Annotated in this window: 13 protein-coding genes and 2 pseudogenes; 6 read left to right on the plus strand and 9 right to left on the minus strand. The window is 58.7% G+C overall.

Annotated elements, in window-relative coordinates; all coding sequences use genetic code 11:
* A partial coding sequence (locus HV796_RS37980; RefSeq protein WP_175232969.1) for an H-NS histone family protein occupies positions 1-630 on the plus strand: 630 nt, incomplete at its 5' end.
* Positions 631-726: 96 nt separating this feature from the next.
* Here the strand turns inward: HV796_RS37980 and HV796_RS37985 are convergent.
* From HV796_RS37985 to HV796_RS38005, 5 genes are all read right to left on the minus strand, one after another.
* A complete protein-coding gene (locus HV796_RS37985; protein WP_175232975.1) occupies positions 727-1,185 on the minus strand; it encodes an HU family DNA-binding protein in 459 nt (152 codons plus the stop codon).
* A 513-nt stretch (positions 1,186-1,698) separates the two neighbouring features.
* On the minus strand, positions 1,699-1,911 hold the full coding sequence (rpsU, locus tag HV796_RS37990; protein ID WP_175232976.1) for a 30S ribosomal protein S21: 213 nt from the start codon (positions 1,909-1,911) through the stop codon (positions 1,699-1,701).
* Positions 1,912-2,017: 106 nt separating this feature from the next.
* A complete protein-coding gene (gene infA, locus HV796_RS37995; protein ID WP_175232970.1) occupies positions 2,018-2,284 on the minus strand; it encodes a translation initiation factor IF-1 in 267 nt (88 codons plus the stop codon).
* A gap of 448 nt (positions 2,285-2,732) precedes the next feature.
* Complete coding sequence (locus HV796_RS38000) at positions 2,733-3,590, minus strand: PA4780 family RIO1-like protein kinase (protein WP_175232971.1); 858 nt, start codon at positions 3,588-3,590, stop codon at positions 2,733-2,735.
* 313 nt (positions 3,591-3,903) lie between these two features.
* Positions 3,904-4,932, minus strand: coding sequence for a zinc-dependent alcohol dehydrogenase family protein (locus tag HV796_RS38005; protein WP_246356288.1), 1,029 nt, complete (start codon positions 4,930-4,932; stop codon positions 3,904-3,906).
* A 136-nt stretch (positions 4,933-5,068) separates the two neighbouring features.
* Between HV796_RS38005 and HV796_RS38010 the strand changes: the two genes are divergently transcribed.
* Complete coding sequence (locus HV796_RS38010) at positions 5,069-5,956, plus strand: LysR family transcriptional regulator (RefSeq protein WP_217478131.1); 888 nt, start codon at positions 5,069-5,071, stop codon at positions 5,954-5,956.
* A gap of 176 nt (positions 5,957-6,132) precedes the next feature.
* Here the strand turns inward: HV796_RS38010 and HV796_RS44680 are convergent, their stop codons facing one another.
* From HV796_RS44680 to HV796_RS38025, 3 genes are all read right to left on the minus strand, one after another.
* Entirely contained in the window at positions 6,133-6,336 is a 204-nt protein-coding gene (locus HV796_RS44680) for a carboxymuconolactone decarboxylase family protein (protein ID WP_343053074.1), read from the minus strand.
* Between the two features lie 522 nt (positions 6,337-6,858).
* Complete coding sequence (locus tag HV796_RS38020) at positions 6,859-7,158, minus strand: hypothetical protein (protein WP_175232973.1); 300 nt, start codon at positions 7,156-7,158, stop codon at positions 6,859-6,861.
* A gap of 199 nt (positions 7,159-7,357) precedes the next feature.
* Positions 7,358-7,786, minus strand: coding sequence for a DDE-type integrase/transposase/recombinase (locus tag HV796_RS38025; protein WP_377694390.1), 429 nt, complete (start codon positions 7,784-7,786; stop codon positions 7,358-7,360).
* Here HV796_RS38025 and HV796_RS38030 point away from each other — a divergent pair.
* The 4 genes and pseudogenes from HV796_RS38030 to HV796_RS38045 all read left to right on the plus strand — a co-directional run.
* Positions 7,763-7,951 (plus strand): annotated as a pseudogene (locus HV796_RS38030) (DDE-type integrase/transposase/recombinase); the annotation flags it as partial. The gene HV796_RS38025 and the pseudogene HV796_RS38030 overlap by 24 nt on opposite strands.
* 593 nt (positions 7,952-8,544) lie before the next feature.
* Positions 8,545-9,504, plus strand: a complete 960-nt coding sequence (locus HV796_RS38035; RefSeq protein ID WP_175232974.1) for a helix-turn-helix domain-containing protein — start codon at positions 8,545-8,547, stop codon at positions 9,502-9,504.
* Positions 9,501-9,857, plus strand: a complete 357-nt coding sequence (locus tag HV796_RS38040; RefSeq protein ID WP_217478132.1) for a thiamine pyrophosphate-dependent enzyme — start codon at positions 9,501-9,503, stop codon at positions 9,855-9,857. The genes HV796_RS38035 and HV796_RS38040 overlap by 4 nt, the downstream gene beginning before the upstream one ends.
* Before the next feature lie 81 nt (positions 9,858-9,938).
* The gene (locus HV796_RS38045; protein ID WP_175232968.1) at positions 9,939-10,112 is read left to right on the plus strand and encodes a hypothetical protein; all 174 of its coding nucleotides are present in this window, start codon (positions 9,939-9,941) and stop codon (positions 10,110-10,112) included.
* 353 nt (positions 10,113-10,465) lie between these two features.
* On the opposite strand, the pseudogene HV796_RS46140 reads toward HV796_RS38045, so the two are convergent.
* Positions 10,466-10,713 (minus strand): annotated as a pseudogene (locus HV796_RS46140) (hypothetical protein); the annotation flags it as partial.

Genomic DNA, 10,713 nt, shown 5'->3' on the forward strand with positions numbered 1-10,713 from the left:
CCGAACCTGGAACAGATTCAGGCCCAAATGAAGAAACTGCAAGCGCAGGCTGAAGCACTCATTGGTTTCAAGTCCCAATCTGCGCTCAACAAAATCCGCCAGCTCATGGCCGAACACGGCCTCACTATTGCAGACGTAGCAGCGCATTCCGGTACGGCGAAAGCTGGCGCAAAGCGTGGACCAAAGCCCGGATTCAAGCGCGCGGCCCAGTCGGCGGCAGCAGCCCGCGGGGGGAAGGCGACAACCCAGGCGAAAGGAAAGTTGCCGCCAAAGTACCTGAATCCAAAGACCGGGGAAACCTGGAGCGGGCACGCTCGTCCACCGGAGTGGATTAAAGGTGCGAAGGACCGAACAAAGTTCCTAATTTCGGGCGCAGCCGAGGATACCGCTGCGGGTGTAAGCGTTGTGCGCAAGAAGAAGCCTGCGTTGAAGAAGGCGGTCGCTAGGAAGACCGCGGCCAGGACGGCGAAGCCAGCCCAGGCCCCGGCGAAGAAAGCGATGACGTCGGCTGCAAGGAAGACTGGGACCAAGAAGGTAGCGAGCAAGAAGACCGTCGCCACCAAAACGGCGGTCGCAAAACGTGACATCGCCGGCGCGCCAGCGCCTGTGACCGTGCAGGCAACGGTCTGAATGACGTAGTGCCAAGGCACACTCCGTGCCCATATCCAAAGCAAAACGCCCCTTCGGACTTCCGTCACAAGGGGCGTTCTTTCTGCAGACCTCGATTTAGAGCGCCGCGTCCTTCAGCTTCTTCAGCGGCCGCACCTTCAGACGCACTGAAGCAGGTTTCGCGGCGAACCACTTGTCTTCACCCGTGAATGGGTCCTTGCCGAAGCGCTTCTTTTTGGCGGGCACGTCCTGAGCAACAACCTTCAACAGACCCGGCAGCGTGAACTCCTTTGCACCCTTCTTGTGGACAGAAGCGAGCACCGTTTCTTCCAGTGCTGCCATCAGAGCTTTGGCCGCCTTCGGTTCGACACCAGCACGCTCGGCCAGGTGGACCGTAAGTGAAGCCTTCGTAAACGAATCCTTGATAGGCTTCAGCGGCGTGGCCGTGATCGTCTTCTTCGTGGTAGGGGCTGCAGCCTTCTTCACCAGGGGCACCTCCGTTTTTTTCTGGACCGGACTCATAGCCTTCTTCGAAGCCGGCTTTGCTGAAGCTTTCGTTGCGCTCGTTGTTGCCATGGATTCCTCGTTATCGGTCAAAAGTTTGCCTGAGACCTTTGCCTTTGCGTAGTCACCGACAATACGCAAAGGTCTAAATCCTCAGGGTGGCGCTAGCGTAGCAACACGGATGCGAATCTACAACCGGCAAGGCCCGGAGGCAAGCGGTTTGGCGACGAGGTGACGCAAAAACCGCTACCAGCCCCCTCCGGAACAAGCGGCGCCCACGAAAACGACTATGCGAAAGGGTTTGAAGGACGGTTGATTGCCTAGACATTCAACGATGGACGACCAGGGTGTTTCTGGGTCACCTTAAACCAGCCGCCGGCTGCGAACTGTTCGACGGGCGTCATGGCTAGCACGGTGACCGTTGTCGTCTATCTATCGCGGAAGATCGGGTGACCGGTATGCGAATGCAGACTCAACCGGCCACTCGGCCCAGATCCGAACCAGAGTTCCCCACGCGGGGCTTATGCGAGGCACCCGACTGGGCATTAGATGGCCGCTTCACCATGGCTGCCCGGCGGTTCCCGGTCAGTACCGCTTTTTCGGCGACAACGACCGTCTGATCTGCTTGCGCAGGCGCGCCACTGCGGCAGCTTTTTTGCGCTTGCGTTCTGCGTTAGGTTTTTCATAGGCTGTCCGGCCACGAAGCTCCGGAATCAAGCCGGTGCGCTCGATCGCGCGACGGAAACGACGTAATGCAACTTCCAGGGGCTCGTCGGGTTTCAGAATTAAGGTGGTCAATTTTTTCCCTGGTTGGGATGCGGCAGCAACGGCGAATGGTGACATGGATGTGAGGCAGCGTCGTGGCATAGGTTAGGGTCACAGCCGGCGGTCGCATATCGCGCCATCAACGACGGCGAAGAGCGGCTCTTTGCGTTGCGCCACCGCTCCGTTCATCCTTATGTCGAAAATTGATTCGTCCTTTCGTCAGGTCGTACATCCAGAGTTCCAGCGTTACGCGATTGCCCGCAAGGATGCGAATGTGATTCTTGCGAATACGACCGGACGCGTACGCCCCTACCACCACGCCATTGTCGAGCGTGACGCGGTAGCGGCTGTCTGGCAGCACTTCGTCGACGATACCGTCGAGTTCCAGCAGTTCTTCTTTGGCCATTCAAGATTCCTGATAAGGGCGGGACATGGCCTCGGATGCCGCATTGAGGAAGTAGCCGCGCGCGTTGATCGACAGGCTCTCGCGCGGTAGTGGGAAGCATGAAATTTGCCGGGTAGCCCTTGCGTCGTGGCAGTCATGGACATCGCCCTGTCCAGACGGCGAATCAGGTACGCGAGGGGATTGGCCAGACGCGGCGGCTCACAATACCGGTCCGATGCAAGTCGGGGGTGCAGTCCAGCGAGCACTGTTGTCGCTGGCCCCACTGAACTACCGATGAAAGGAATATTCGCGACTAATCAACACGCGTCTTTTCGGTGCTGTGCGAAGCGAACCAGTCCTGCACTGTAACCGCAACGCTTTTCTCGCGCCGCTCAACCGGTCCTCGGTGCGGCATTCATCCAGGAGCCTCATCGCCCGCTGTCTTCTGGGGACCGCAAGCGGGAGCCGGCTATCGGCCTGCGCTCAGTTCCTGCTGTCGCCGCACCCGGGCATCTTCTTCGAGGCGCGTTTCTTCGAGCTCCTCCAGCACGCCATCAAGGTCGACAGGTCGGGTAGTGGTCTTCACGCGGCCGGTCAGTGCGACATCGACATGCAGATGGCCTGCTTCGAACAGCGACCAGATCTCCGTTCCGTAATCGGCGCTGAGAAGTTGCGGCGCGAAACGCCCGAAGTACGCGGCCAGATTGTCGACATCACGCTTGAGCATCGAGGCGGCTTCGTTGTTGCCAGTTGCGTCGACGGCCTGAGGCAGGTCGATGATCACCGGACCCTCAGCCGCCAGCAGGATGTTGTATTCGGACAGATCGCCGTGAATCACACCGGCGCATAGCATTCGGACTACCTGGTTGAGCAGCAGCGCGTGCATTTCAAGAGCGCGCGCTTCGGTCAGGTCGACGTCGTCGAGGCGTGGCGCGACGTCTCCCGACGCGTCGACCACGAGTTCCATCAGTAACACGCCATCAGTGCAAATATAGGGTTGTGGCACCCGGACGCCTGCGTTGGCGAGTCGGAACAGCGCGTCGACTTCAGCGTTTTGCCACAGTTCCTCCTGCACCTGGCGGCCGTAGCGCGTTCCTTTTTCCATCGCACGCGCCTGCCGGCTGCTCTTGACCTTGCGGCCGTCCCGATAGGACGTGGCTTGCCGAAAGCTGCGCTGCCTTGCATCCTTGTAGACCTTTGCGCACCGCGCCGCGTCGCCACAGCGCACGACGTAGACGGTCGCCTCCTTGCCGCTCATCAACTGGCCGATAACTTCGTCGATGAGTCCTTCGTCGAGGAGCGGTGCAAGCCGTTTGGGTATTTTCATACGAGCGCCGGATGCAAATCGTGGCGCATGCGTTCGAAATGCGTGGAAAGTAAATAATTTGCTGGCGTGCGCGCGATCAGCCACCCGATGGGTCGCGCGGCCGGTGCGGCGTGTGGCGTTGTTGCAAGGGAGAATAAGTGAGTCATGCCGGATTATAAAGGGGCGACCGAGAAACGGCTCAAATCTTCTGGTGGCCGTGTTGATGCTTTGTCCGCCGCCCCGGGGCCGCTGGCTGGCAGCACCCGACCCGGAGCGGAAGCTCAACATTCGCAAACGGCAATGTCTGAATGGAGGCGGCAATCGGACGGCCGGTTTAGCTCGTGACCGAAATCACAACCTTGCCGAATGGGCCGCGTTCCAGATGGTCGAATGCGGCGGGCACGTCGTGAAAACTAAAAACACGATCGATGACAGGCTTGATGCTGTATTCATCAAAGTAGCGGTTCATACGTTCAAATGCGCTGCGGTGACCGACGGAAATCCCCTGAATGATCGCGCGTTTGAGCATGAGGCGGATTACGGGAAGCGCAATGTCGGGACCCTCCAGAAAGCCGATCTGCGCGATGCGCCCACCCGGAGCAAGGGCTGCGACGGAGTGCTCGATGTTTGAGCCGCCGAGGATTTCCAGTACATGATCGACGCCACGGCCGTGCGTGAGTCGTTCGACGGCATTCGCCCAGCCAGGCGTAACCTGCGTGTCGATCACGGCACAACTGCCCAATGCCTTCACCCGTGAGAGCTTCTCCGCATGACGCGAGATGACGATCACCTGTGCACCGAGCGCCTGCGCGATCTGGAGCCCGAACAGCGCCACGCCGCCAGTGCCTTGCACCAGCACGGTTTGTCCTGCCTGCAAGTGCCCGGTCTCCACTAGCGCGAACCACGCGGTGAGCGCCGCGATCGGCAGTGTCGATGCTTCAGCATCGGTGACGGTCGTGGGCGCACGCACCGCGGCGTGTTCTTCAAGCGTCACATATTCGGCAAGCATGCCCGGGAGCGGGCCGCCTAACGACAAGCCGTGCCGCGCCATTGTGGGCGGTGGGACGCCGTCTATCCATTGGGTCCAGAAATGGCCAAGCACGCGGTCGCCCGCCTTGAAGCGCGTTACCGCCGCACCGGTCGCCACGACCTCGCCGGACATGTCGGAACACGGAACGAACGGCATGGCGGGCCTATCCGGGAGAAGATCGCCTTCGACGACAAGCTTGTCGCGATAGTTGAGCGATACGGCACGCACCTTGATCAACAGCTCATGCGGGCCAGGTTGTGGTATCGGCGCGTCGGCGATTGCGAGCTGTTGCAATCCGAACGCAGGTAACTGCCATTGTTTCATGGTGGGCATGGCTCGACTCCATCGTTGGACGAGCCATCAATCTTATTGACGACGGATTCGATCAGGTTGCGATATCTTCTCGCAACACCCCCGATATTTTGTCGCCAATACCGTGACTTCGAATCTTCATTCACATCTGCAAGGCATGTCCGCGTTCGTCCACGCTGTGGAAACTGGTAGCTTTACGGCGGCAGCCGCACGGATGGGTCTATCGAAGTCCGCTGCGGCCAAGTGCGTCGCGCGGCTGGAAGCGCGCCTTGCCGTAAAGCTGCTCAACGGCACGACTCGCAGCCTGAGCATGACGGCTGAAGGAGAGGCGTACTACGAGAGCTGCCGCAAGGTGCTGGAGGAACTGAACTCAGCGGAGACGTTGCTCGCCGCCAGCGTGCGTTTTATCTCAGGGACGCTACGCATCAATCTGCCGGTGTCGTTTGGTCGGTTGCGTGTGTTGCCGATTCTGACCGGCCTGACGCGAGTTCATCCCGATCTCGATCTGGATGTCACGTTTACGGACAGGCATGTCGATCTGATCGAAGAAGGCGTTGATCTTGCGATACGGCTCGGCGATCCGGGTAATCACGCGAGCCTTATCGGACGACGGCTTGCCAAGCAACGCTCAATCATCTGCGCGTCGCCTGACTACTTGCGTCGGCGCGGCGTACCCTCCTCGCTCGATTCATTGAGCGGGCACGATTGCCTCGCATTCGGAAAAGACGGGCAGCCACTCGCATGGCCGTACCCTGAGTCTCGAAGACTCCGGCCAAGGCACACGATCAGCCATGGTGAAGCCCTACGAGATGCTGCGCTCAGTGGAATGGGGTTGGCTTGTCTCGCGACGTGGCTTGTTGTTGACGATGTGATCGCCGGGCGCCTCAACGTCGTGCCGATCTCGGCACCCGTTGAAGACCTGCCGATAACTGCACTTTGGCCTCGTTCACGAAGTCTGGCTCCCAAGGTGCGTGTTGTGATCGACGCCCTTGTCGGAGCATTGCAACCCGTTCCTTCATGGGATCAGATCAACAGAAGTACATAGGCAGTCAGGTACGACGACAATCAGGCACGGCGTGGAGAGCAGGATGACGGCAGGCGGCTCGAAAGCAGACGGTGAAGCGTCAGGATAATTGCGCCCCGGAACGTCGCTTTGTGGCCGACGCCCGATGCGTCCAGCATCGGGAGATCGATTCTGAGCAACATTGCCTTCAAAAGTGATCAGTCGTTTCCTGACAGGCTATGGGACGCGTCCATTGCATGTCCAGAATATGCGCGAGCCGCTCCTGCGTTCATAGCAGCGGCAACACCGAGCGCTTCCGGCAGTTCCGCTTCCGTGACACCTACGTCCATGGCTTTTTTCGCACGGCTCGCGATGCAGCTATCGCATCGGGTCGTGACGGCGAGCGTGAGGGCGAGGGCGATAAGCGCCCGAGGTTTATATCCGGATGACCCGTCTGTGCGCCGGTCTCATGAAGCATCCGATAGCCATCGAATGTTCCGGGAGAATGCTTTCTCAAAGCATTGGTGCTTTCGCTGATCTTGGGGATGAACGTCTTCCAATCTTTGAGCATGGCATTGCCTGGACAGGTGGTTACATGCTTGATCTTATATACTGACATGGCGCTGTTCGCCCTCGCGGCGAATCGTCGATTCGCCTGCAGCTCTGCAGAGGGAAGGGCGCATTCACCCGCCATCCCAGCGGGGCAGGCCATCACGCAGTGCGTTGCGGTCTGAGCGGCTAGCTCCCGTTGTGGCGATCGATCCACGCCCTGGCCCACGCCAGACCAGCCACCTGCGCGTCCTCTTCCGCTGTGAAATATCCCAGCACGCCAGACCCCTCAATGACCCTTGATTCGTGGGTAATCGTGCCATTCGCCGCGTAACGATCTCCTTCTGGAATGGCATGCCCCCAGATGGAGTAGCCCTTGTAGAATCCTGATTGCATCACCGGGTTACCTTGACATCAGCCTTGTCTGCGCTGACTCGCAAGATGTTTTCTTCCGGCGCGACTATGCGGGGCATGTGATGGGTGCGTGCCTTGCCATGTCCTGGCTTGCGTGCCGGCGTCTTCCTCAGTCCGTGGCGCGCGACCATTTTCCGATGACGTTTCGCGGGGCTCGGCATGTGATGTACGCCGGACAGCGTTGCCTCTGGCCGGTTCCTGATCGCAGCGTCATGGTTGCCGGCCAACGCGGAAGACGCGAGCGACGTGAGCACGACAATCAGCGCAACGGTTCGCAGCATTTCACTGCTGCCCATGGCATGCGGACTTTCGAAGTAGCCGATGCGACGCCAATTTACCACCAGCGGAGAGCAGCGAGGAGCAGCTCGGACAGTCCGACCCTCGCCGGATCGCGGCTCTGCGTTCGCCGCGACCGTCTCACGGCCATCGGTGTCGCAATAAGGGTGCTTTTTCAAGTCAAGGAAATATGATAAGTAATGCTTATTTGTCTAACGAGTGAAGCTGCTGAGCGGAAATTTGGCCGCTGCTTTTCATCTGCCGTTTCCTCATCATGTGCATGAGCTCGACGCCACCTAGCAGAATGCGTGCACAGCGAAAGGCCTTGAATCCGGGTATCGACCGGATACGGCGCTTGATTGCCCGGTGATCCTGTTCGATGATGTTGTTCAGATGCCTGTTCTGGCGGATTCTGATCGGCGTTTCGCGCCCGGCGTTGAGGGCCCCGAGCTCCAGATTTTCACCGCTCTTATCGAGCGTTACCGACTCGGGCTCGCGGCGGCAGGAAAGCAGGAAATTCCGAAGGACGGGGGCAAGGTCTGTGTCCTTTCGATTCCGGCTATCCGTGACCTGGTAGTTCAAGGCGCACTCAAGCTCATCCTGGGGGCGATCATGATCCGCCAGAACAGGCATCTAAACAACATCATCTAAGAGGATCACCGGGCGATCAAGTGGAGAACTTGACCGATGCTCGGGTTCAAGACCTTCCGGTGCGCACGTATTTTGCCGGGCGGTATCGAAATGATGCATATCATCAAGAAGGCACAAACGCAAGGTAGCAGAAAAACTTCCATTTAATAGTTTTGCTCGTTTGATATATAAGCATTGCTTAGCATATTGTCTTTGTTCGATCAATCATCGTTATTGCGATAGAACCCCTCGAACTCGTAACAATATCGCTCACAAATTCCACGCTTTGAATCTCCATGTTTCAACGGGAGTCGTGGTCGAGCTGATCGGGTCCGATGGGTTGGTGCTTGCTATAAATGTGGAAGTCCTTGTAGACCACATGAAGACCGCCGTCGACAGGGTGCATTCCGACAAGGTCCACAAGGTGAGCGCGCGTTTCAGCTCGATGGTGAGTCACGATTGACAATCGAATATTGGCATATTGATTATTTATATAATAATTAAACTGTAAGATTCAAATGCATTTTGAAATAACCCGATTTGCAATCTTCGCGACATTTTTGTGAGTATGTGAGTTAATGTGGAAGCCTGGTTACACTAGTGCTCACTGCAGACCTCATTGTGTCGCCACGCGACGTTTACCATTAAACGGGGTGGCCAGACCGACAAATAAGCTCGATATACTAATGTAGATTGAGGGGCAGGGCGACACGGGGGACGCCGTTTCGCATCGTCATACTTTCAATTTCTTGCGGGCGCTCATGATTGCCTTGTCGACTAACGAAACCGAAATCGCCACGGTCGCCGTGCGCAAAATAAACGGCAACCCGATTCACCCCGAGCATCACTGGCGCTACCCCGTGGTCGACGAGACTCACGATCTGCTTCCGTACGGCGAAATGACCGTCGCGCGCTGGACGCGCAATGAAGTCGGCGCGTTCGAGGCGTCGCACCAGGGACACGCGGAGTATCACTGCATCGGGTTGAACCTGAAATGCACGTCGCTCAGTTTCGAGTACGCGGGACGTACGATCGTTTCTGGTCGCGTGACGGCGGGCGCCGTGCAGGTCACCGCGCCGGCGGTGCCGGTTAGCGTGCGTTTCGAGTCGCCCGCTGACGTGTTGCATCTGTTCGTGTCGCAAGAGGCGCTCGCCGAATGCTTCGAGGACCTGTTCGGACAGGCGCACGCAGGGGAAATCGTGCTCAGCGATCCGCGCATCCAGCGGGACCCGACGCTCGAGCGTCTCGCGCAGGCGCTCGCGGTGTCGCATTCGACCGATGCGTCGTCAGGCAAGCTTTTCACCGACAGCGTGTGCCTTGCGATCGTGTCGCGGCTCGTCTCGCGCCACTTCACCGCGGCCGCGCGTCAAACGCGTGAAGCGGCCGCGCTGCCGCAGTGGCGCATGCGCCGGACGATCGAGTTTATCGAGGCGCATTTGTCTGACTCGATCGGTCTTGCCGACATGGCGCAAAGCGCGGGGCTCACGCGCATGCATTTCGCCGCGCAGTTCCGCCGCGCGACCGGACTGCGCCCGCACGAATACCTGCTGCGTCGCCGGATCGAGCACGCACAACAACTAATGACGCGCTCGAAGCAAAGCATGGTGGAAGTTGCACTGAGCTGCGGGTTCCGTACGCAGTCGCATTTCACCGCTGTCTTCAAACGGTTCGTCGGCGATACGCCTCATTCGTGGAAGGTGAAGACAAATGTCGCTCGATGAGCGGACGGCTGTCCACACACAGCGCGATTCTCGGCTGGGGCATGCCCGCAGCTGTCGGCACCTCACTCCAGCTTGACCGCAACCCGGTTGTGTGCCTTGTCGGCGACCGCTCTGCCACGTACTCGCCACAGGCGCTATGGACCGCGGCACACGAGCGCCTGCCCATCAGCTTCGTAGTCTTGAACAACGGTGAATACAGCATTCTGAAAAAACTATGCTCGTGCTCAGACAAACTACCCCAGCGCTGGGACGGACCGGTTTGTCGGCATCGACATCACCGACCCCGCGATCGATTTTCTGGCACTCGCCGGTTTGCTCGGTGTGCCAGCGCGACGCGCCGTGCGAGCCAGTGACATCGCTATTGCCGTAGAGGACGCATCCGCTCGGGAAAACCGAACCTCATCGACGATAGTCGGAAACGACAGGAATGTGAGATGAGTAAAGACGATGACGAGGACAAGTTCCATAAGCGAAAGACCCAGAAGTCATGGTCCGAGGAGACTCGCGGACTGGTTGAATCCGACAGGAGCAAGGAAGGTTCACTCATTGGTGGACAAAGTCTACAAGCGCAAGAACTTGGAGATGGCTTGGCTTCGGGTGAAACGTAACGCGGGGCGGGCGGAGTCGATGAGGAACGTCTGGAGGAGTTCGAGGCGTGTCTGGAAGAGCGACTCGTTCGTCTGCATGCGGAACTCAGAGATGGGACGTACCAACCGCTACCGGTGCTACAACAATTGATCCCGAAGTCTGGCCAGCCGGGCAAGTTTCATTCGTTAGGTATGGAAACTATTTATGATCGGGTATGCCAACAGGCGTTGCTCAACCGGCTGGAACCGATCTTCGAGCCGGTGTTCGATGAAGCCGGCTTTGGATACCGGCGTGGACGATCGACGAAGGATGCTCTGCACAAGATCTGCAATGTGAGAGTGACCCGGTTCGACGGACGGAACTGCAGTTGGTTTTAGCCAGGTGTGGATCCTCCTGTTGCGTCGCGGGTTGTCCACGGCCGGGCGGCGGGTCGCCTGTCTCGACCATGACGCTGCCCGGCGGTGGGCAACCCGCAAGGCAGCACGGTTTTCGTTTTATCGTTTAGATTCTCGAATTCAAGCGGCGAGCAATAGCCGATGCTGCTGTGCAAACGGCGCAGGTTGTACCACCCCTCCAGGAACCAGAAGATGCGCTGGCGTGCCTGTTCATGGGTCGCGAAGT

Source organism: Paraburkholderia humisilvae (genome assembly GCF_902859855.1).
GTDB classification, from domain to species: Bacteria; Pseudomonadota; Gammaproteobacteria; order Burkholderiales; family Burkholderiaceae; genus Paraburkholderia; species Paraburkholderia humisilvae.

What these genes read in the sequence shown, in the direction of transcription:
- HV796_RS37985 (WP_175232975.1), bottom strand. Translation starts at nt 1,185, where the DNA reads ATGGCAACAACGAGCGCAACGAAAGCTTCAGCAAAGCCGGCTTCGAAG.
- infA (WP_175232970.1), bottom strand. Translation starts at nt 2,284, where the DNA reads ATGGCCAAAGAAGAACTGCTGGAACTCGACGGTATCGTCGACGAAGTG.
- HV796_RS38000 (WP_175232971.1), bottom strand. Translation starts at nt 3,590, where the DNA reads ATGAAAATACCCAAACGGCTTGCACCGCTCCTCGACGAAGGACTCATC.
- HV796_RS38005 (WP_246356288.1), bottom strand. Translation starts at nt 4,932, where the DNA reads ATGCCCACCATGAAACAATGGCAGTTACCTGCGTTCGGATTGCAACAG.
- HV796_RS38010 (WP_217478131.1), top strand. Translation starts at nt 5,069, where the DNA reads ATGTCCGCGTTCGTCCACGCTGTGGAAACTGGTAGCTTTACGGCGGCA.
- HV796_RS38020 (WP_175232973.1), bottom strand. Translation starts at nt 7,158, where the DNA reads ATGCTGCGAACCGTTGCGCTGATTGTCGTGCTCACGTCGCTCGCGTCT.
- HV796_RS38025 (WP_377694390.1), bottom strand. Translation starts at nt 7,786, where the DNA reads ATGCCTGTTCTGGCGGATCATGATCGCCCCCAGGATGAGCTTGAGTGC.
- HV796_RS38035 (WP_175232974.1), top strand. Translation starts at nt 8,545, where the DNA reads ATGATTGCCTTGTCGACTAACGAAACCGAAATCGCCACGGTCGCCGTG.
- HV796_RS38040 (WP_217478132.1), top strand. Translation starts at nt 9,501, where the DNA reads ATGAGCGGACGGCTGTCCACACACAGCGCGATTCTCGGCTGGGGCATG.
- HV796_RS38045 (WP_175232968.1), top strand. Translation starts at nt 9,939, where the DNA reads ATGAGTAAAGACGATGACGAGGACAAGTTCCATAAGCGAAAGACCCAG.